The organism is Caulobacter sp. UC70_42 (genome assembly GCF_044056025.1).
Taxonomy (GTDB): domain Bacteria; phylum Pseudomonadota; class Alphaproteobacteria; order Caulobacterales; family Caulobacteraceae; genus Caulobacter.
On record NZ_CP171994.1, the window covers coordinates 4404591 to 4424621 of the forward strand.

Genomic DNA, 20031 nt, shown 5'->3' on the forward strand with positions numbered 1-20031 from the left:
CCTAGCGCTCCCAGGTCCACAGCGGGCGCGCGGGACCAACGATGTCTTGGCGGCGCAGCGGTCCGAAATAGCGGCTGTCCAGGCTTGCCGGCGCCGCTAGGTTCAACAGGAAGACTTCATCGGCCGCGAGGCGGCGACAGCCGCGCCAGGGCGTCAGCGGCCGCCCCCAGCGGTCCCTGGTCCGCGCCACAGCGACGATGCGGCCCGCCACGAACACCCGCTCGTCGACGACACAGACCTGCGTTCCCGCCGTCGCCACCACACCCTTCAGCAGCGGTACGTTCAAGGGCAGATACCGCCGCCGAGCCATCCACGCGGCCAGGGCCGCCGGCGGCCGAACGACGGCCAGGTCGCCGATCGCCGGCGCGCGGTGCTCCAGCCAATAGAAGCCGATCGGTGCGCTGGCCGTAGTGTTGAACACCACCCGCTTGCCGGCGGACAGGACGGACGGCGCGACCAGCGCCGCCGCGCCGACGGCGGCGAGCGCCAGGACCAAGGACCGGTCGCGGCTCATCGCCCGAGCCTCCGACGGAGGGACCAGGCGCGATGGCGGGTGCGGTCATACAGACGTGGCGGCAGGCCCACCGTCAGGCGGGCGCCGACATGGCGCCAGTGGTCTGGCGCCACATCTTCCGGCCGGAACCCGCCGCGTTCGATCATGTCGATCGCGTCCAGCGCCGCCCGAACACGTGACCAGCCCGCCAGCCGCAGCAGGATCTCCGCGCCCGGCGCCACGAAGGGATGGCTGGTGAAGGCCTGGCCGGGGGCGACCGCCTGCAGGATGGCGATGCGCGATTCCACCGTGCCGTATTCACCCGCGCGCCATCGCACCAGGGCGAACACCGCGCCGGGCCGGAAACCGACCAGGCGGTTGCGGCGATCGACGATGCGCTCCTCGGCGGCTCTCCCAAACCGCAGCCAGCGCTCGATCTGGCCCTCCAACCAGAAGAGATCGACCCAGGTCGAGGCGGTCGGCGCCGCGCTCATCGCTCGTCGTCCCGAAGCCGATAGGCCGGCGAGATCGCGGCGCTGCGCTTGGCCGGTGGGATCACGTCGACGTCGGTATCGCTCGTCGAGCGCCGCTCACCGCGCTGAGCCCAGGCCTGCAGGTCTTCCAGCGTGTAGACCACCCGCCCGCCGATCTTGCGGTAGACGGGACCGGTTCCGTAGGAGCGGTGCTTCTCCAGCGTGCGGTCGGAGAGACCCAGAAAACGCGCCGCCTCAGGCGTTCGAAGGTGCCTGGGCGGCGCGGCGCGATCGTCGATACCCATGATCGTGTCCTCGGCGACGCCGGGATACGGGCGGCGTCTTTCGGACACGCTGGCGGGTGAATGGCGCCCTCAGGGATGACGAAGGCGGGGGGCGCGATTTCCGACACCCCTCCCCCGCGATCACAGACCCCGGCGCAGAAGATCGAGGTAGCCGCCGTTCATCAGGGCCTTACCGGCGCGCACCAGGCGAATCGTCACGCCTCGGAGCGAAGCGGTGCGCCAGGCTTCGGCGTCCAGGCGCTCAGTCCCGAAGAGGTCGTCGGCGATGGCCCGATAGCTCTGCCCCCGCAAGGCGCCGTCCAGGGCCACGACGCTGCGCGCCAGGCGCGCGCGCTGCGCCGCTGAAAGGCGCGAACCGGGCGGCGGGCGGCCTCGACTAAAGCGTTCCAGCGCGTCGACCGCCCGCACCCGAAGGCCCAGATCGGCGTCGTAGGCCAGCAGCACGGACAACGGCTCATCGCCGCGGGCCTCCTTCGGCAGGATCAGCTGCAGGTGCTCCGAAAGCCGCACGTGAAGTCCGTCATCGGCGCGCCGAAAGACGCCTGACGGCCACCTCCGAGGCCTGGACCGCGGGCTCGCGCCTTCCGTCACGGCCATGGGCAGGACGATGCCCGGCGCCACGTCCCCGCGCCAGAACACCTCGGCCTCGTCGGCGGGAAGCGCGGGATCGGCGGCAAACCGGAGGCCCCAGCGCGGATCAATCGCAGAGGCGACGAAGCCACGCTCACGACGCCAATCGTCCTGATAGCCGGGGTTGCGGCGCAGGAACTCCCAGGCAAAGGCCGGCGCGCTGAGATCGATCAGGCGCCGCCAGCCGCCACCGGCCCCTCCGCCGGGCGGCCGTCCAGCCGCCGAAGGAGCGCTGACCGTGGCCATGGCAACATGGCGCCAGAAGCACCGCTTCCAGCGACAGCTTGGCCTTTGAGATTTGTGAAGCGGCGCGACTGTACCGCTACAAGAACGCGGTCAATCTGAGTTCAGTAACAAGAACGCTGCGCTCTTATTCAACAGCAGCTGCGTATAAGTACGAAGATGGGCTCAGGCTAATTTTTCAATTTTAACGCCACGCCAATCAGCTCGCTGACTACCTTTAGTTCATCCGCTTCGAGAGACGATAACTTCGCAATGATGCCTATCATCGGATCATTCCGCCCGGCCGCGCTCGCGTGAACGCCAGCTCCAAAGAAGTCCCGCACTTCCACTTCGAGCGCCGTCGCTAGGCTAGAAAGTGTTTCGAAGCTGGGTGCGGCTTCGCCATTTTCAATGCGGGTAACCGTGCCGGTTTGCCGACTGATCCGCTCGGCAAGTTGCGCCTGGGTCAGACCGGCGAGCTTCCGGTGATGACGCACCAGCGCTCCAACCTGCTCCTCCAGACTCGCCATACACCCAACCCATCAATTGAGCAGGAATGTTCAGCGACCACTCACGGGCCACACAGCGCCCAGAACCGCATCCTTTCTCAATAACAATCTTTTCAAGCTTCTTTTTGTGTAGGATTCTGTGGGGCAATCTCCGGTTGGATCACCCCGTGGACGGATCTTCGCCTATCCCCGCCAGTTCGTCGGAACTGGCCAATGCGCTCGACACCCTCTTCCGCCGCTACGACGCGTGGCTGCGCCGACGCCTGCATAAGCGCTATGGCGCGATGATCGCCGACGACGTCGCACAGGAAACCTACCTGCGCGCCGCGCCCTACCAGGTGCAGCAAAAGATCCGCAGTCCAAAGGCGCTGCTGGCGCAGATCGCCGACAATCTGGCGCGCGATCAGCTGCGTCGGGCCAAGCGCGACCTGGGCGAAGAGACCGGCGAGGCCGCGCTCGGTCAGGTTTCTCTGGAGCCCACGCAGGAATACGCGATCACCCTAAAGGAGATCGTCCTTTCTCTCCCGCCCAAGTTGCGCGATGTTTTCGTTCTGAGCCACATTGAGGGTCTGACTTACCAGGAGATTTCGCGGTTGCTGGGCATTCCGGTGACCACGGTTCATCATCGGATGCGCAAGGCCTTGGAGCACACTTCGTCGGCGATGCGGGACTAGGTGACCATGATCGCAGAACGGCAAGAAGACCGCCAAGCTGAACGTGAGGCGGCCGACTGGTACGCACGACTGAGCAGGACGCCCGTCGAGACCGAGGACCTGGAGGCGTTCTACGCCTGGCGCCGGGATCCGCGAAACGATGCGGCCTACAAGCGCATGGAGGACATCGGCCGCGCGGTTCGAGAGCTGCGGGGCGACCCGGACATGGCCGCGGCGGCGCGCGCCGCGCTCGATCGCGGCGCCACCAAGCGGAGGCGCGAAAGTCGTCGGAAGGTCGTCGCCTTCTCGATCGGGGGCCTGATGACGGCGGCCGCGTGCGTGGCCGGCGTCACGATCCTGCTCAGGGCGCCCAGGACGTTCGACACCGATGTCGGCCAGATGACCGTGGTCCGGCTGGAAGACGGCTCGCGCCTCAGCCTCAACACCGACAGCCGCGTGCGCGTGCGCTTCACCAAGGGTGAGCGTCACGTCGAACTGGTCCGAGGCCAGGCCTTCTTCGAGGTCGCCCACGACACCACCAGGCCGTTCCTGGTCTCTTCGGGCTCCACGGAGGTCCGCGCGGTGGGCACGCAGTTCGACGTGCGCGCCGACGGCTCTAACCTGGTTCGCGTCGTGCTCGCCGAAGGCCGCGTCGCCGTGCGCGACGACGACCGAAAATGGACCCTGGAGCCAGGCCAGGGCATCGCCCTTGGCGCGGATCCGCGATCGGCGCATCCAACCAGCGTCGATGTCACCGCGCTGACGAGCTGGCGCGAGGGCCGCCTGATCTTCGAAGACGTGCCCCTGCGTGACGCGGTAGCCGAGATCAATCGCTACAGCAAAACCAAGCTGGTGCTGGGCGCGGGCGTGCCGGCGAGCCGGCGCGTTTCCGGCCGGTTCGAGACCGGTGACGTCAACGATTTCATCAACGCCGTGACCCTGGCCTACGGCCTGCGCGCGTCCAAGCCCGAGAACGGGCAGATAATTATCGCGGCAAAATCAACTTCCAGTTGACGTCACATTTTTTTCACAGGCCAACTACCCGACCACGCGCCCTCGGTCGTCTCCCCCAAACAGCCGGCGGCCAAAGCGCGTCAACAAGTGACGACGCCCGCCGGATATGGGGGGAGTCGTATGCGACAGTTGGGTGCGAGTTTGTTGCTTGGGTCGGCTTTGTCGGCGCTGGTCGTAACCACAGCGTCAGCACAGGCGGCGGCGCCGCCAGCTGATGAAGCGGTCGTGTCGGTGGACACGCCCGCCGGCGCGCTGGGCCGTGCGCTCATCGTCCTGGCCGACCAGGCGAAGATCAAAATCTTCTTTTCCAGCGATCTGGTCGCCGGACGGAACGTCCCAGCCCTGAAGGGGCGGTTCACGCCCCGGCAGGCTCTGGGCCAACTCCTGCGCGGCGCCGACCTGGACGTCCAGGCGGCTGGACCTGGCGTGTTGGTGCTGCGCGCGGGCCATGGCGCCGCAATCACGCCCACCGCCGCGGCGCGCCCGCAGACGCCGGCTTCCGTCGAAACAGCGCCCCCGCCGCTCCAGCCTCGCTCGCCGCCGGGAGACGTCGAGCCCAACCAGGTGGCCGAGATCGTGGTGGGCAGCCACATCCGCGGCGTGAAGGACGGCCCCTCGCCTGTCATCGTCCTCAATCGCGACGAACTCGACCGGGCCGGCTACGCCACCGTCGCCGACGCGCTGAACGCCCAGCCCCAGGCGTTCGGCGGCACGACCAGCGACGACACCGGCAGCACGGGCGCGGATCCGACCACGACCAACGGCAGCCGGGCCACGGGCATCAACCTGCGCGGCCTCGGCGCGGACGCCACCCTGGTGCTGATCAACGGCAAGCGCATGGCCGGCGCTGGCCTGATGGGCGACTTCGCCGATGTTTCGGCCATCCCGATGGCGGCGGTGGCGCGCGTCGAGATCCTGCTGGACGGCGCCTCGGCGCTCTATGGTTCGGACGCGGTCGGCGGGGTCGTCAACGTCGTGCTGCGCGAGCGCTTCGAGGGCGCTGAGACGCGGCTACGGATCGGCGGCTCGACGCACGGGGACCTGGGCCAGCGCCAGATCGCCCAGACCTACGGCCACGACTGGAGCACCGGCTCGCTGCTATTGTCGGCCGAGTACCAGCGCCGGGACATGTTGGCCGGCACCGCCCGCAGCTACGCCGCCAACGCCGACCTGCGCGCGCTGGGCGGCACGGATCACCGCAACTTCTACGCCGGCACCATCCTGACCATCGATCCGGTGACCTTCTCGCTGGTGCCGACCTACGCGGTCCCGCCCGGCCAGAATGGCGTCGCGCTCAAGCCCTCGGACTTCGTGGCCGGCACGAAGAACATGCTCAACTACCGCCAGACCATGTCGCTGCTGCCGACCCAGGAACGCGGCAGCCTGTACGTCGCCCTGAACCAGGACATCGGCTCGCACATCACCCTGACCGCTGACGCCCGCTATAGCGATCGTCGCTACACCACCTTCAGCATCGCGCCGCAGACGACGCTGACGGTGACCAGCGCCAATCCGTATTTCGTCTCGCCGACCGGCGCGAGTTCGCACTACGTCGCCTACTCGTTCATCAACGAGACCGGCGGCCTCAAATCAACCGGCGACGTGCAGAGCCGAGGCCTGTCGATCGGCGCCAAGGTCGATCTGCCGGCCCAGTGGCGGCTCGACGCCTATGGGCTGCATGCCGAAGAACTGGCGCTGACGCGGTCGACCAACGAAATCAACACCGCCTTCCTCAACGAGGCCCTGGGCAACACGGCCGACAATCCGGCCACGGCCTACAAGGCCAGCGTCGACGGCTACTTCAACCCGTTCGTGGGGACGGGACGCAATCGGCAGGCGGTGCTCGATTTCGTCACCTCCGGCTATGAGCAGCGGCGCACGGTCGGTCGGCTGGAGACCATCAGCGCGACCGCCGATGGCCCGCTGTGGCGGCTGCCGGCCGGGTCGGTGCGGCTGGCGCTCGGCGCCCAGCTGCGGACCGAGACACTGAAGACGGTCGGCATCAACGTGATCAACGGGCCCGTCCCCCTGACCGGCTTCTCGCGCTATGGCGACCGTACGGTCAGCGCCCTCTTTGCCGAAGCGCGGGTCCCGGTGTTTGGCGAGGCGTTCCATCGCCCCGGCCTGGAGCGTCTGGATTTCTCGGCGGCGGTGCGCCGAGAGCACTACGAGGGCGGCGACACCAGCACGGTGCCCAAGTTCGGCCTGGTCTGGGGGCCAACGCGCGCCTTGAACATCAAGGCCACCTACGGCAAGTCGTTCCGCGCGCCGTCGCTGGGCGAACTGACCGATCCGCAGCGTGTCACCCCGGTCAATGTCGCCGCCGGCAACGGAACCACCCTGCTGACCCTGCTCAAGTACGGCGGCAATCCCGACCTGCTGCCCGAACGCGCGGTCTCATGGACTAGCGGGGTCGAATACGCCTCACCCGACCATCCGGAGCTGCGGCTGTCGGCCACCTATTTCGACACCAACTTCAAGCAGCGGATCGGCCAGCCGGCGGTCAACAACCTCTCCACGGTGCTGACCGCGCCGGACCTGGCGCCGTTCCGCCAGTTCATCGACCCGATCAACAATCCGGCCGACCTGGCCCAGATCAAGACGCTGCTGACCCTGGGCAGCGCGTCCGTCCAAGGGCTCTATCCGGCGGCCGCCTATCGGGCCATCGCCGATGCGCGCTACGTCAACACCGGCGCGTTTCGGGTGCGTGGCATTGATCTCAACGGCGCCTGGGGCACGACGGCCCTGGGCGATCCGCTGACGCTGACCGGCAGCATCTCGTGGCTGCTGTCCTACCAGCGCAAGACGACCCAGGCCTCGCAGGCCGTCGAGCTGGCGGGCACGGCCGAGAACCCCGCCGACCTGCGCGGTCGAATGGCCGCCACCTGGACGCACGGAGCCTGGGCCCTGACCGGCGCGGCCAACTATGTCGGCGGTCTCGACACCACCACCGGCGGCCACATCTCGGCGCAGACCACCTTCGACGCGGTGCTGCAGTGGACCGTCCCGGCGCGCGGCGGAGCCCTGAAGGGGGTGGTCGCGGCGCTGAGCGTCCAGAATCTCTTCGACAAGGATCCGCCGTTCTACGACTCCCCGTACGGCGTCGGCTATGACCCGGCCAACTACGAGCCGAACGGGCGCGTCGTCGCCCTGCAGCTGACCAAGGCCTGGTAGGCCTCCACCCCCGTCTCCACCCGTTTTCAGGAAACCTTCCATGCGAACCTTCGCAGGGATCGCGGCCGCCTGCGCGCTCGTCGCCGGCGCCGCCCAGGCCCGCCCGTACACCGTTCGAGGATCTCCTTTCCCTGGAGAGCCTGGGCCGGGTCGCCTTCTCGCCCGACGGCCGCTGGCTGGTCGTCGAGCGGTTGGGCGGCTGGAAGACCGCGCCGACCTTCGAGAACGATCTGCTGACCGGCGACATGACGAGCCGACTGCTGGTCCTGGACCTGCAAGGCGCCGGCGGAGTGCGGCCATTGCTGGACCCCGATCCTGCGGGTGGAGACACGTTTGGCCAGTTCTCGCCTTCCGGGGCGCAGGTGATTGTCTATCGGATGAAAAACCGACGACGAGAGATGGGGGTCGTCACCCTGGCCACGGGCGCGGTGGCCTGGTCGGGAGTCAGTGTCGAGCCTGAACTCTTCGCCGGGAACGCCCGCTGGCGCGGCGAGGACGAGGTGATCGCGATCGCGCGCGATCCGGTGTCCTCGCCGATGCTCAGTTTCGGCTGGCACACCCAGGTCAAGCTCACCGAAGCCTGGGCTGCGGCCCGACGCGGCGCCTTTTCCGGCGCGGTCTATGGCTCAGGCCGCTTCGAGGCCCTCAATCCCCAGCTTGAGGCGAACGAGCTTTTCGCCTTCGCGCCGGCTACCGGGAAGGTGCGCGCCCTGGCGCGCGGCCCCTTCTCCGCCCTGACGGTGGCGCCGAATGGCGCGACGGCGGCCGTCATCAGCGAAGAAGAGCGCCTCGTTCTCCCGCCCGACCAGCCAGCGTCGACCGCCAATCCCAATCGCCGACGCCGCCTGTCGCTGGTCGACCTGGCGACCGGCCGCCAGGTCAGGCCCTGCCCGGCCTGCGACCTCTCCAAGCTGCCCTGGCGCTGGTCGTCGGACGGCAAGTCGCTGCTGGCCCTGGCCAGGACGGAGGGCACGGACCTTGGCGACTACCGCTACTGGAGGTTCAGCATGGCCGGCCCCGCCGAGCTGCTGTCCAAGACCCTCATCCCCGGCCAGGTCGCCACCCAGGCCGGCATCGAGACCCAGCCCCAGGGCGACGTCGCCTGGGTGGGCCGCGACGCCCTCGTCCTGGCGCGCGAGCCCCCCAGCCAGCGCCTCGACTGGTGGCGCGTCACGTCGCGGGGGCCGGTCAACCTGACCGCCAGGATCCCCGCGCCTCGTGGCCGCGCCCTGGTCAAGGACCAGGACGGCGTCCTGATCGCCACGGCCGACGGCCTCTTCCGCCTTACCAGCCATGGGATCAGCCTGGCGGCCGGCGCCGCAGCCAAGATCAGCGTCAATCCACCCCTGAGGGGGGAGGCCGCAGACGTGGCCCTCCTGTCATTCCCCTCCGGCGGCTGCGTCGTGTCGGTCGGTGGCGAAGATCATCCAGGCCCATCCATAGAGGACGGAGCCACGCCTCTGGCGGTGGCTTCGCGCGGCGGCTGGGCGGCGGTGACGCATCACCGGGACGACGGCGTCACCGATCTTAGCGTGCGCGGCCCCTCCGGCGCAGACCGCCCGGTCCTGACCCTCAATCCATGGCTGGCCGAGATCTCGACGCGCCCGCCGATCCCCATTCATCACACAGGTCTGCGTGGAGAAGCCCTGACGAGCTGGCTCTATCTGCCACCCGACCATAAGCCCGGCGATCATCGCCCGCTGGTCGTGGCGCCTTATCCTGGATACGCCTATCCCGCCCCGCCCGCGGATCGTCGCCCCGAGTTCGACCCGGCTCGACACCTCCGTGCCGGTGATCGTCGGGGCCGGCTACGCGGTTCTGGTGCCCAGCCTGCCCATGCCCATGGACCAGGAGCCCGCGCCGGGCCTAGCCGACGCGATCCTGATCGCGGTGGATGCGGCGGGCGCGCAGCAGCCCGGTCTGGCCACGGCGCGGCCGGCCTTGTGGAACAGCAGCTTCGGCGGCTGGGGCGTCTTGATGGCCGCCACCCAGTCCGCGCGGTTTTCGGCGGTCATCGCCGCGGCGCCGATCACGGACTTCGTGGCGGTGCATGGCGAACAGAACCTGGCCGCCATCGCCGATCCGGCGATGTTCTTCACCGCGCCCGCCTCCCAAGCTTACACGGAGACCGGCCAGGCCCGCGTCAACGGCCTGCCCTGGACGGCCCTGGATCGCTACATCCGCAATAGCCCGCGCTACCAGACTGACAAGCTGACCGCGCCGGTGCTGATGTTCTACGGCGACCTGGACTTCAACCCGATCCAGGCGATGGCGCTGTTCAGCAGCCTGCGTCGCCAGGGAAAAGACGCCGAGCTGGTGATCTATCGTGGCGAGAGCCACATCATCCTGGCCCCGGACAATGTCAGGGATCTCTATGCCCGGGCCTTCGCCTTCCTTGACGCGGTGATGCCCGCCTCGGCCAGGGCCGAACGGGCCGCGGAGATCCGGCCCTCCCAGTGACGCAGCCAGGTCTCCAGGGTCGCCGCCGCCAGGATGTCGACCGTGGAGTCCTTCCAGATCATCGCCTCGGGCGACAGGGCCGCATCGACGGCAGCGCGGTCCAGCAACCCTTCGGCCACGAGCCGCCCCTCCAGCAGCAACGGCCGGAAGAAGTCGATGCTGGCGGCCAGGGTGCGTCCAAGAAAGACGCTGATGTCGCCCTTGGAGCGGCGCTCGATGATGCTGGTCGGCAGGCGATCGGCAAAAGCGGTTCGCGCCAGGCTACGGTCCATCTCGCCTGAGCACAGGATCGGGGCCGGAATGGAGAGACACAGCTCGATCACCGGCTGGCTCAATAGCGGATGAGCCAGGCGCGCGATCTCGGCGCGGCGGGTGGCGCCCATCAGGATCAGCCCCATGACCAGGCCGTGGACCTGGGCCTGCTTGGCCGGTGGAACGCCGTGCAAATCGGCGATCCAGGGATGGACGGCCGGGTTCGGCTTGACCGCCACCAGGCTCGGCCGCTCGACGGCGTCGCGGGTCCATCGGCTGGGTCGCGTGGTGATCGCTTCCCAGGCCAAGCTCCAGATCGATCGCCGCACGCGGCGGCCGACATCCGCCAGCGCCGTGATCCGCGAACCCGAGCACGGGCGGCCGGCCAGGAGTTCGCGCGACAGGGCCGCAGCGCCCACCTGCAGGAAGACGACGTCCCCGCCATGGCCGGTGAACAGCACGTCGGCCCGAGCGTCTTCAAGCGCCGCGCACAGCCCCTCGTCATAGCCCGGATCGGTGGCGTTGAAGTTGGGTCGCAACGCCGTGGAGCTCAATTCGAAGGCCGACGGGCCGAGCGGTGTCACGGTGCGTGCAACGGTGCGGAGCGGTACGCCCAGGCGATCGGCGGCGGCCTGGGCGTACAGCCGTTCGTCGGCCTCGGGTTGGGCGCGGAAGAAGTTCACCGCCTGGCTGGGCGCATGCCCCACCGCCGCCAGGGTTCCAGCGACGATCGCCGAGTCCAGTCCGCCGGAGATCTCGCAGAGGATCCGCTCGGCGCCGGACGCATGGGCGGCGACGCAGGCCTCGACACAGGCGCGCATCTCGTCGGCGTCCGCTCCGCGACCGCGTCCGGCCGCGCGCACCAGACTCGCCGGGTCCCAGAGAACATGCTCTCGTGCGCCATCCCAACCCTGGCGACAGGTCCCCGGCTCGACGGAGCGCACGCCTATCAGGGGGGTGAGGCCCGCGCCGCGGGCGGGCGAAGCCAGTACATCGGCCAACCGTCGCCAGTCGATGGCCAGCTCTTTCGGCTCAGTCCCCTCGGGCATCTGGGACCCGATGAAGGTCACCTCATCCCGGCGCCAGATGTAGGCCTCCATCGCGCCGGATGGATCGCGCAGCACCGTCGGCGGCTGCTGTCGACGCCCCGCCAACACCGCCACGTAGCTTCCCCAGGCCCGGTCGACCAGGGCGGCGCAGGCATCGAGCGGATCCTGGTCGATCAGGTGATCCAGTCCTGGGGCGGTCACCGCGCCCCGGTCCGTCGCGGCGCGATCGAAGATCCGACCGACAATGACCCCGCCGACGCCGGCGCCTCCGACCAGCGGCGTGATCGCCGGGGGCGCGCGGCCATGGACCAGGACGGTCAGACAGAACGCCCCGAACGCCTTCGTCCAGCCGCTTTCGACGAGACGGTCCACGATCGACTCGGCGGCCGCGCTCGGTAAGCCAGGCGGATGGACGACAAACAGCCAGGCCATCTCAGCGCACCATGATCGGATGATAGGCGATCAGGCGCTCGGCCTCGTCGTCGAGGGCGACGTCGCCGGCCTGCAGCCAGCAATGGGCCCGAAAGGGCCAGGTCCGCACGCCGAACACCCAGTCGACCCGGTGCCCCAGGGTCTCCAAATAGCCAAGGAGAAAGCCGCTCCGAAACAGACACGCCCCGTCGAAGGGCAGCCATGGCGCCATGCGCCGAAACACCGCGATGTCGTCCAGCATGGCGGGGCTGGGCGACATGGCCGGCGGGCCGACCGGCGGCAGCAGCGCGCGGAACGCCCGGGGCCGCGCCGCTCGCCACCACCCCGCGAACAGCGCCTGGCCATGCTTGCGGCTGAAGCGTCCGTCGCGACCGGCGACCAGGGCGCGCGCCGTCCAACGTGGCGGCGGCGGCGGGCGGCGCGGCGGCGCGGGCTCATCCTCCCGTCTGGTTCGACCATCGCGCTCGGCCAGACCTGCCGCGCAGAGGCTATCGGCCAGCACGGCCTCGGTGGTGTCGATGTCGCCACCCGCCAAGCGCATGATGCTCCCGATGGCCGGTAGACAGAAATAGGCGTTGGCGGCGACGTCGAGAAAGACGGCGTCGTCGTCGATCATGACGCCGTGGACGTCGTCGGTAAGGCGAAGGCGCATGACGGGCTCGCGGACGAGGGCGCCGCCGACCGGGCCGGCGGCGCCGGGTCTTAGACGGGGTCGTAGTGGAAGATCATGTTCTCCTCGAGCAGCAGCGTTCCGCCACCCGAGCACGTCTTGCGCGAAGCCTGACCCACGCGGATCAGAGTGTAGAGCCTGGGCATGGATGATCCCTCCAGCAAGCGCCGCACCGTTGCGGCGATCTCCATGGGACGGGCGGGGTCTCGTATATTCAAACCTATATTCGCCCCCGCCACGTCCGCGGGATTGGCGACCGCCGCGAGCGCGGGCGGTCGCCGGTCCGCGCTCAGCCCACGCCGTCGTAGCGGGTGGGCGAGCCGTCTTCCGGCTGGATCGGCAGACCGCCGGCTTGGGTCAGGGCCTTGGCGTCGCCGAGACGCAGCAGTTGGATCGACATGGTCGTCTCCTCAGGGTTCACCGCGGGATCGCGGCCCCTCCATCGAGCGCGGTTTTCCGAGTATATTCAAAGCTATATTCAAGATTCCGAAAGCAAGGCCGCAGCCAGGATCTCGCGACTGCGAGCGATGCGCCGCCCATAGTGCCGCCGGACCGCGCGCGCGGCTTCAGCCGCGCCGGTCCGTAGGCCTTCGACGATCAGCCGGCCAGCCAGATCGTCACCCCCGCAGATACGCATCTCCGCGACCTGGAGCGGCGCGAGCGCCCCCTGCGCCCGGTCGAAGGCTTCGCCGAGCACGGGCCCCCCGGTCGCGACGATGCGCCTAAGCAGCGAGAAGGCGCCCTCGTCGCCCTCGGCGGTCGGTGGGGCGCCCCGCGCCAGACCGGTCAGGACCAGAAGCCGGCAGAGGTCATAGAGTTCGACCACGCGGGCGGCGTCGTAGGTGATGCCGGCGTAGCCGGACGGCGTGCGCACGACCAGGCCCTCCCCGGCCAACCGCGCCAGCACCTCGCGCACGGGAGTCTGGCTGACGCCCAGCTGCGAGGCCAGGGCGTTGATGGCGAGTGGACGACCCTGGAGCGGCCCCGCCGCTTCCAGCCGTTGGCGCAGCGCGTCCATGGTTCGATCGAAGGGATCGCGGTCGCGGCCCACGCTTGGCTCCTTGGCGAGCCGCGGAGTCTGAAAGACCGGCTGGGCCGACGTCGAGGCTTGGAGTTTGAACGCCGCGTGGCAGGGCCGCTGCAAGGACCCGACGTGCGTTTTGCGCGGCTATTGCGAACAAAAATCCCCATTCGCCGCGCAGCGCGACCTCAAACGCCGCGCGAATGCCACGACGGTGAGCCGCCTCGGGGCTTCCGCACCCGCTAAGCGCGTCCTCGGCAAATCTGATCCTCTTTGGGCAGAATATAGTGTTGACGAGATTTGCGGGGCTAATGTGATCTAAGGTTGTTGATTTTGTTCGGAGCGTCGCATGCCAGGCTCGCCGACGGCGCCGCTTGCGCGCCAGGCCCAGGTTCTGTCCCAGACGCTCAAGCTGGTGCGAAACGAACGACGCATGAAGGCCCGCGAGGTCGCCGAAGGGATGGGCATCGCCTTGCGGACCTATCAGGACTTCGAGGCTGGCCGTGGTGATCTGGACCTGCACAAGATCAGGCTGTTCTCGAAGGCGACCCGCTCGGACCCCGTCGGCATCCTGCTGGCCCTGTTCTTCGGCATGCCCGACATCGCGCTGTTGACCCTGGACAGCAAGTTGCCGATGACGTTCTGGATCACGCTTTGCGAGCTTCGCGACGCGGTGGGCGAGCAGCTCAATATCGTGCCGCCCGCCCTGCTCCTTGGCGGCATGCGTCGCATCACCGAAGACATCAAGGACTGGTTGGATCGCCACGCGGCCAGTGCCGAGAGCTATCTCGACCGGGCGTGGGCGGACATCTACGCGGGTCCGAAGACGGATCCGGACGCCGAGGACGACTAGGCCGGCGGCGGTGTTGGCGCCGGCGCGGCGGCCGGGGTCGGCGGATCGGCCCGGCGGATCCACACCAACGGGAACGCCCCGTCCTCGGCCGCCATCAGCCGCGCGTTGATCGGCTCGGCCCAGGTCGGATCGTCGAGCTTCAGGCTGAGCAGCGCGCCCGACGCATCGCTCAGCTTCCATCCGACGCCAACCTCGGCCTGGCCGACCATCGCCTGGTAGTCGGGCGCCTTGCTGGAGAACTTGTCGGCCGGGACCAGGGTCAGGTCGATGGCCAGCGCCAAGGTGGCCAGACGGCCGCTGAAACCGTCGCCTTCGCGACGGAAGTATCCGATCGTGCTCATGTTCGATGCTCTTCGCCCACCAGGGAAAACGATGAGGCGGCGACCCGATGGCGTGGGGGGAGAACGCCAGGATGGGCCGCCGCCTCCGCTCCTCGCCGGCACGGCCGACGACAAGCTGCGGGAGCGCGAAGACGGGCTCGGGGGGCGGTTGGGAGCCTCTTGCGTCATCCGCGAAAACCGTTGTCACGCAAGGCCTTGGGCGGCTCAAGACGGTCGGCGCGCGCGTCGTACAAAGACAGGCTCTGTCGCAGAATCGGCGAATCCGGGAAGCTCGGTCGCTGGATGGGATCGACTCCCGCCGGGCAATATGTTCTCATATTGTTCTCAATTCTCAGGAGCGGGCCGATGGACCGGGACGTTGAAATCGACGGCGTGGCGTTCATGAGTCTGTGGCACCACGACGGGCGCATGGTGCGCGGCGCCGGCCTGTTCGCCTTTGGCCGACGCGATCCCGATGGCGGCCACACCATCCTGCATTTCGAACTGGCCCAGGAGATCAGCCGCGCGGCGACGGTGTCCCACCCCCGTTGGGACTACGCCATCAGCCAGGGCATGAACGAAATCCTCGTTCATCTGGCCGGATCGCAGCAGAAGGCTGGCGAACTGGCCGCCGAGGTCGCGTGCCCGCCCATCCGGTGGGCGTTGCACCCAGACGAGATCGAGGACACCGCGGAGTTCGACGGCCATGCGTTGACGCGGGTGGGCTGATGACCTCGCTTCCCTCATCCGTCTCGCCGTGGATCGTGCCTTTCAAAGGACGAAACCCGACGGGCCAGACGGGGCTGAACTTCCTTTGGAAGACCGGCAACGTCTACGTCATGGACAATCACCGCGCCGCCGCCTGGTGCTGGGCGCAGCACGTTCGCCAGGGCGAGAACCACGGCCTCTACCACATCGACCGGCATCCGGATGTTTTCGAAAGCGATCTTCGATCCTGTGTCGCGGCGGTGCCGAACGGCGTCACCATGGGCATCGATCAGTATCTGGCGCTGACCTATTCGCCGCCCGCTGGATCGGGCGTCAGGGCGCCGATCAAGGTGTTCCGCTGGGACAACTACCTGCCAATTCATCTGGATTTGAACGGCCTAGCGGTATCGCCCCTGATCTTCGCGACCCATCGCGATGGCGACATGCCAGCGCAGCATCCGTATGCCGAGGTCGAGCCTTGGGACCTCCTCATCTGCTTCGAGGACGACATCCGCCAGCAGGACAAGCCGTGGATCGTCAATGTCGACATCGACTACTTCTTCTGTACGGAGGAAGACACCTGCGTGCGGTTCCTGGCCGATGACTATGTGGATCGGCTGGCCGAGGCGATCGCGCGCCTGAACGCCGATGGGAAGCTGGCGGTCGTGACGATCGCCTTGACCGCCACCGACGGCTTGACGGACGGCTGGCCGCAAGCCGAAGCGATCGCCGAGCGGATGTGCGCGACGATGGGGCTGACGTTCAAACTTCTCTAGTTTGGCCCGCGCTCAATCGGGCGATGGCCGCCCCGCCGATGGGCGGAGCGGCCGGGCCGTCAGTCGTTGCGCGCCTGGGGCCGCGACCAGACCAGGGTGTGGACGCCATCGATCTGGACCAGGGCGGCGTTGATCGCGTCGGCGAAGCCGATGTCGTCGAACTTGAGCGAGACGTACTCCTTCTCGTCCTTGCTGGTCTTCTTCCAACCGGCCCCGAACTCGTAGCCGACGGCGAACACCCGATAGTCGGGGCCGCGTTCGCCGGTCTTCTCGACCGGGCGGATGGTCACGGACTTGACGTTGAGGCTCAGGGTGCGGATCGAGCCGGTGAACGAACCGTCCGCATGGAGCGTGAAGGTGCCGAGGGTAGCCATTTTGGTCTCTCCGATCTTTCGGGCCGCGCCGATCGCGGCCTCGATGGCGATCGTCCGGCTGGACCGAAGTCGTCCCCGCAGGGCGCCGCGCGCGGCGCTCCCGAAGCCTGGCGCAGGACCGAAGGCGGCAAGTTTCTTGTCTCGCGAGGAAAGGCGGCGCGCCGCCTGGGGAAGAAAGGCGCCGCCGCCGGTTGCGGAGGAGGACCGGATCCAGCCAGATCAAGCCCTTGAGAGGCCGTGTCCGGCGTGGCCTGGAAGATCCCGGAGAGATCAGGATGGCGCCCGAGGCGCCGTCGCGCTCCATGCGGACGGTTCGTTCACCGGCTCGAGCCGCGCCCGCCGCCTCAGGGTCAAGTCCGTGACCATCCGCCCGGTCGAGACATCCGGCGAATGCGACCTCGACTATCGGGTATTCGCCGTCGGCTAGGCGTTCGGGGCCATCTGGAAGAGACCAGCAAGGTCGGGACTGAGCATGCCTTGCTCAAGCGGGACGACATCGGCCTGGCCGACGCGATCAACGCCGCCCTGGTCCAGATCGATGGCGTCCACACCCTGGTCTGGTCGCGGCCCAGGCACGCGACGACTGACGGCCCGAACGCCCGCCCATCGGCCGGGCGACCATCGCCCGATCAGCGCGAAACGTCTCGCGCCCATGTGCTGGCGCTGCGATCGTTCCGGGCTATACCCGCGCCATGACCGCCCTCGCCCTCCTCGCCGCTGGCCTGATCGCCTGCACCGCGCCGACGGTCCACGACGGCGACACCCTACGGTGTGGCGCCGACCGCATCCGCCTGTTCGGCGTCGATGCGCCTGAGGTGCGGCGCGGCAAGACCCCCGCCGAGCCGCTTTCCTATGAGGCGCGGGACCTGCTGATCAGCCTGACGCGCGGCCGCGTCGGCTGTCGGGTCGTCGACCAGGACCGGTATGGCCGACAGGTCGCCCGCTGCTGGTCGAGCCAGACACCCGACATCAACGCGGCCATGATCCGGTCAGGGCTAGCCACCGAGTGGCGCGCCTACAGCAAAGGCGCCTATGCGGAGCCGGAAGCCCAAGCGCGCGCGGCTGGTCGCGGCGCTTGGGCGCCAGGCGCTGCGCCTCGGCGGGCGCGCTAGCGCCCGGGACGGGATCACAGGCTCCGAATACAAGAAAAGGCGGCCGATCCCAAAGGATCGGCCGCCCGTCCAAGGCCCGTGCGCCCGAAGTCGGGCGGCCCGAAGGCCGCCCGCCCCCTACTCGGCCGCCGTCAGCATGGCCGCCACTTCGGCCTCGTCCTCATCGCTCGGCGCGGCCATGTCGGACACCGCCTCGCCAAGAGCCGAGAGCGGCGGCTGGTCGTCGATCTCGGGCGCGCCGAGGGCGACCGACAGGGCCTCGTCCTCGGACGTCGCCTCGCCAAGAGCCGATTGCGCCAGCGCGGGGTCGGCGCTCTCGCCCTCGATGGCCTCGCCGTCGCCCAACGCGCCCGCCGGGTCGGCCGTCTCGCGCGGCTGCTCGACACCGACCGCCAGCGGGTTGCGCAGCAGCGGCGGCAACCACCGGGCCGCGACCAGCGCGGGTTCGGCGATCTCGATCATCTGCTCCTTCTTCAGCTTGGCCATGCGCAGGGCGTCCTCAGGCTTGGAGGCCTCGGCGACCGCGCCCAGGATGTGCGCCTTGGTGACGGCGTCCAGGTAGCGGCGACGCGTCGGGCTCCACCAGTCGCGCATGTCCAGGTCCAGCGCCGCCGCCAACTGGTCGGCGTGCAGCCAGACGCCGGGGCGGCGCTCCCAGTTATGCACCGCGTCCACCGTCAGGCTCAGGCAGTGGGCCAGCAGCGACAGGCGGCTGTCGCCGTCCAGCTCGACGATGAAACTCCAGTACCGGGTCGGGTCCTCGGGCATTTGCCGCGCCCAGGCCGCGTGGCGCTCGGCGTTGGCCAGACCCGCGCGGCTGTCTTCGATCCCCTCCCCGTCGTTGGGCAGCGTGCGCGAGCCCATCCGCACGTCCAGGCAGGACGGGATCGGAGACCCCCGCCCGAACACCCGCAGGGCCAGGACGTGGACCAGGGCGACCAGGGCCATGTCGGGGTTCTCGGCCAGGACGCAGCGCAAGGCCGCGCTGCGATGAGCGGTCAGGTCGCCCTGGATGCGCGGCGAAAGCGGGGCGGTCGCGTCAGGCACGATCTCCTCCTCCACCTCGGACGCATCGGCGCGGGCTTCGTCGGCCTCATCGTCCTGATCGTCGTCGTCCCCGATGCCCTCGTCGGCCTCGTCCTCCGCTTCGGGCTCAGGGTCGGGCTCGGGGGCAAGCTCGTCTTCGACCCGAACGAAGCCGCGTTCGATCCGGGCCTCGCCGTCCGAGGGCAGCCAGACGACGACGCCCGCACGGGCCTTTTCCTCGGGGTCGAAGGCGACGTCGTCGCCGTAGGCTTCGAGGGCCGCTTCGATCTCTTCGAAGCGCGCGGCGACCTCGGGCGGCGGCGGGTCGATCTCGGCCCACTGCTCGGTCAGGGCGTTGTCCTCGTCATACAGGGCGGCAATCGCCTCCCGATCCTCGGCCGACCGCTGCCGACGGCGTTCAAAGACGCGCGAGCAGCCCAGGCCGTGGGGGAAGTCGAGATAGGCCTCGCTCCACTTCCAGCCCTCGTCATCGCGCACCGCCTCCGCGATCGCCGACAGCTTTTCGGCCACCAGCCGGTCCAGCAGCACGACATCTTCCAGCCAGCCCTCGCCCTCCTGGGTGAAGAGGTCGCGCAGGACCGGCCCGCCCGCAGCCACATAGGCGTCCAGGCCGACGAAGACGGCCCGGCGCTCGGTGGCGGCGACCTTGGCGTCGGTCATCGCCCGGCGGATGGCGCGCGGTTCGCGCTGGTGTTCCGGCAGCTGGGCATAGACCTGCATCTGGCGTTCAGGATCGGGATTGACCGCGAAGGCCACGATCTGCTCCAGGTTCAGCCCGCCCTCGCGGTAGATATCGAGCAAGGCCGGAGCCACCGCGCCCAGGCGCAGGCGCTGACGCACGGTCTCGGGGCTGGGGCCGAACCGGGCGCTGATCTCCTCGGCGCTCCAGCCCTTGCGCTCGGCCAAGTCCTTGAAGGCCTCGTACTGGTCGGCCGGGTGCATGGACTCGCGGCTGATGTTCTCGTCCAGGGACACCTCGGCCGGGTCGTTGACCGTATCCACCACGCAGCGGACGGGCGCGGTCCTGGACAGCACCTTGCGCTTGGCCAGCAGGCGCAGGGCCTGACGACGTCCTTCCCCGACGCTGACGAGGTAGTAGCCGGTCGCTTGGCCGTCCTTGGTCTCGGGCTCGACCACGAGCGGCTGGATGACGCCCTTGGCCTTGATCGAGGCGGCGCGCTCCTCGATCACCTCGGCCGGATGGCCCACGCGCCGGACATTCTTGGGCGAGGCCTTCAGGCGGTTGAGGGCGATGTCTTGAACTTGGCCGTGCTGAGCGACGGCGGCGGTCTGTGAGGTGGTCATTTTAGCCTCCTTGGGCTGACGGGTTCGAGCGCAAAAGGCGCGCTCGAACCCGGCGCCCGTCGGCGAGACCGGGGGGCAAACGGAGGGGCGGCTTCGCGGGGACCCGGCTGCAGGGCGCGCCTGCCCGGATGCCCGATCGCCGCCTCACGCCCGAAGCTGGGCGGAAGCCGATCCGAAGT

22 protein-coding genes are annotated in these 20031 nt (G+C 68.9%); 8 read left to right on the forward strand and 14 right to left on the reverse strand.

Translation table 11 applies throughout. The features are described from left to right. Position 1 precedes the first annotated feature (1 nt). The 5 genes from ACHMW8_RS22000 to ACHMW8_RS22020 form a co-directional block, all read right to left on the reverse strand. A complete protein-coding gene (locus ACHMW8_RS22000; RefSeq protein ID WP_096033020.1) occupies positions 2–514 on the reverse strand; it encodes a S26 family signal peptidase in 513 nt (170 codons plus the stop codon). Then, a complete protein-coding gene (locus ACHMW8_RS22005) occupies positions 511–987 on the reverse strand; it encodes a DUF2840 domain-containing protein (RefSeq protein ID WP_096033019.1) in 477 nt (158 codons plus the stop codon). The genes ACHMW8_RS22000 and ACHMW8_RS22005 overlap by 4 nt, the downstream gene beginning before the upstream one ends. Next, a complete protein-coding gene (locus tag ACHMW8_RS22010) occupies positions 984–1271 on the reverse strand; it encodes an AlpA family transcriptional regulator (protein WP_096033018.1) in 288 nt (95 codons plus the stop codon). Before ACHMW8_RS22010 ends, ACHMW8_RS22005 begins: the two co-directional genes overlap by 4 nt. 120 nt (positions 1272–1391) lie before the next feature. Then, positions 1392–2147 carry a DUF2285 domain-containing protein gene (locus ACHMW8_RS22015; RefSeq protein WP_233279806.1) on the reverse strand — a complete coding sequence of 252 codons (756 nt, stop codon included), beginning with the start codon at positions 2145–2147 and terminating at the stop codon, positions 1392–1394. Positions 2148–2314: 167 nt separating this feature from the next. Then, entirely contained in the window at positions 2315–2653 is a 339-nt protein-coding gene (locus ACHMW8_RS22020) for a helix-turn-helix domain-containing protein (protein WP_096033017.1), read from the reverse strand. A 146-nt stretch (positions 2654–2799) separates the two neighbouring features. On the opposite strand from ACHMW8_RS22020, the gene ACHMW8_RS22025 reads away from it, so the two are divergent. The 3 genes from ACHMW8_RS22025 to ACHMW8_RS22035 all read left to right on the forward strand — a co-directional run bounded on the left by ACHMW8_RS22025 (position 2800) and on the right by ACHMW8_RS22035 (position 7473). Next, the gene (locus ACHMW8_RS22025; protein ID WP_164512726.1) at positions 2800–3306 is read left to right on the forward strand and encodes an RNA polymerase sigma factor; all 507 of its coding nucleotides are present in this window, start codon (positions 2800–2802) and stop codon (positions 3304–3306) included. Between the two features lie 6 nt (positions 3307–3312). After that, positions 3313–4299: a FecR family protein gene (locus ACHMW8_RS22030; RefSeq protein WP_125469921.1), complete on the forward strand. Its 987-nt coding sequence runs from the start codon at positions 3313–3315 to the stop codon at positions 4297–4299. Between the two features lie 225 nt (positions 4300–4524). Next, complete coding sequence (locus tag ACHMW8_RS22035; RefSeq protein WP_233279805.1) at positions 4525–7473, forward strand: TonB-dependent receptor; 2949 nt, start codon at positions 4525–4527, stop codon at positions 7471–7473. A gap of 626 nt (positions 7474–8099) precedes the next feature. Here the strand turns inward: ACHMW8_RS22035 and ACHMW8_RS22040 are convergent. Beyond that, positions 8100–8768 (reverse strand): hypothetical protein, encoded by a 669-nt coding sequence (locus ACHMW8_RS22040; protein WP_395443758.1) that lies wholly within the window; start codon positions 8766–8768, stop codon positions 8100–8102. 547 nt (positions 8769–9315) lie between these two features. Here ACHMW8_RS22040 and ACHMW8_RS22045 point away from each other — a divergent pair. Next, positions 9316–9933, forward strand: a complete 618-nt coding sequence (locus tag ACHMW8_RS22045; protein WP_395446027.1) for an alpha/beta hydrolase family protein — start codon at positions 9316–9318, stop codon at positions 9931–9933. On the opposite strand, the gene ACHMW8_RS22050 is transcribed toward ACHMW8_RS22045, so the two are convergent. The 4 genes from ACHMW8_RS22050 to ACHMW8_RS22065 all read right to left on the reverse strand — a co-directional run bounded on the left by ACHMW8_RS22050 (position 9846) and on the right by ACHMW8_RS22065 (position 13387). After that, positions 9846–11606: an asparagine synthase gene (locus tag ACHMW8_RS22050; protein ID WP_164512725.1), complete on the reverse strand. Its 1761-nt coding sequence runs from the start codon at positions 11604–11606 to the stop codon at positions 9846–9848. The two genes, ACHMW8_RS22045 and ACHMW8_RS22050, sit on opposite strands and share 88 nt — an antisense overlap. A 61-nt stretch (positions 11607–11667) precedes the next feature. Next, positions 11668–12318 carry a lasso peptide biosynthesis B2 protein gene (locus ACHMW8_RS22055; protein ID WP_096033011.1) on the reverse strand — a complete coding sequence of 217 codons (651 nt, stop codon included), beginning with the start codon at positions 12316–12318 and terminating at the stop codon, positions 11668–11670. Positions 12319–12368: 50 nt separating this feature from the next. Then, positions 12369–12527, reverse strand: a complete 159-nt coding sequence (locus ACHMW8_RS22060) for a hypothetical protein (protein ID WP_395443759.1) — start codon at positions 12525–12527, stop codon at positions 12369–12371. Between the two features lie 287 nt (positions 12528–12814). After that, positions 12815–13387 (reverse strand): GntR family transcriptional regulator, encoded by a 573-nt coding sequence (locus ACHMW8_RS22065; protein ID WP_125469920.1) that lies wholly within the window; start codon positions 13385–13387, stop codon positions 12815–12817. 319 nt (positions 13388–13706) lie between these two features. Here ACHMW8_RS22065 and ACHMW8_RS22070 point away from each other — a divergent pair, with 319 nt between their 5' ends. Then, entirely contained in the window at positions 13707–14210 is a 504-nt protein-coding gene (locus tag ACHMW8_RS22070) for a helix-turn-helix transcriptional regulator (RefSeq protein WP_096033010.1), read from the forward strand. Here ACHMW8_RS22070 and ACHMW8_RS22075 read toward each other — a convergent pair. Then, positions 14207–14551, reverse strand: coding sequence for a DUF736 domain-containing protein (locus ACHMW8_RS22075; RefSeq protein WP_096033009.1), 345 nt, complete (start codon positions 14549–14551; stop codon positions 14207–14209). The two genes, ACHMW8_RS22070 and ACHMW8_RS22075, sit on opposite strands and share 4 nt — an antisense overlap. A gap of 345 nt (positions 14552–14896) precedes the next feature. Between ACHMW8_RS22075 and ACHMW8_RS22080 the strand changes: the two genes are divergently transcribed. Together ACHMW8_RS22080 and ACHMW8_RS22085 are read left to right on the forward strand one after the other, a co-directional pair. Next, positions 14897–15259 (forward strand): hypothetical protein, encoded by a 363-nt coding sequence (locus ACHMW8_RS22080; protein WP_096033008.1) that lies wholly within the window; start codon positions 14897–14899, stop codon positions 15257–15259. Beyond that, on the forward strand, positions 15259–16014 hold the full coding sequence (locus tag ACHMW8_RS22085) for a UPF0489 family protein (RefSeq protein ID WP_096033007.1): 756 nt from the start codon (positions 15259–15261) through the stop codon (positions 16012–16014). The genes ACHMW8_RS22080 and ACHMW8_RS22085 overlap by 1 nt, the downstream gene beginning before the upstream one ends. Positions 16015–16073: 59 nt before the next feature. Here ACHMW8_RS22085 and ACHMW8_RS22090 read toward each other — a convergent pair whose 3' ends face one another. Together ACHMW8_RS22090 and ACHMW8_RS22095 are read right to left on the reverse strand one after the other, a co-directional pair. Continuing rightward, positions 16074–16388, reverse strand: coding sequence for a DUF736 domain-containing protein (locus ACHMW8_RS22090; protein ID WP_096033006.1), 315 nt, complete (start codon positions 16386–16388; stop codon positions 16074–16076). A 423-nt stretch (positions 16389–16811) separates the two neighbouring features. After that, positions 16812–16937, reverse strand: coding sequence for a hypothetical protein (locus ACHMW8_RS22095; RefSeq protein ID WP_272939022.1), 126 nt, complete (start codon positions 16935–16937; stop codon positions 16812–16814). 143 nt (positions 16938–17080) lie between these two features. Between ACHMW8_RS22095 and ACHMW8_RS22100 the strand changes: the two genes are divergently transcribed. After that, positions 17081–17500: a thermonuclease family protein gene (locus ACHMW8_RS22100; RefSeq protein ID WP_096033005.1), complete on the forward strand. Its 420-nt coding sequence runs from the start codon at positions 17081–17083 to the stop codon at positions 17498–17500. Between the two features lie 117 nt (positions 17501–17617). Here ACHMW8_RS22100 and ACHMW8_RS22105 read toward each other — a convergent pair whose 3' ends face one another. Further along, entirely contained in the window at positions 17618–19852 is a 2235-nt protein-coding gene (locus ACHMW8_RS22105) for a ParB/RepB/Spo0J family partition protein (protein ID WP_096033004.1), read from the reverse strand. Positions 19853–20031 lie beyond the last annotated feature (179 nt).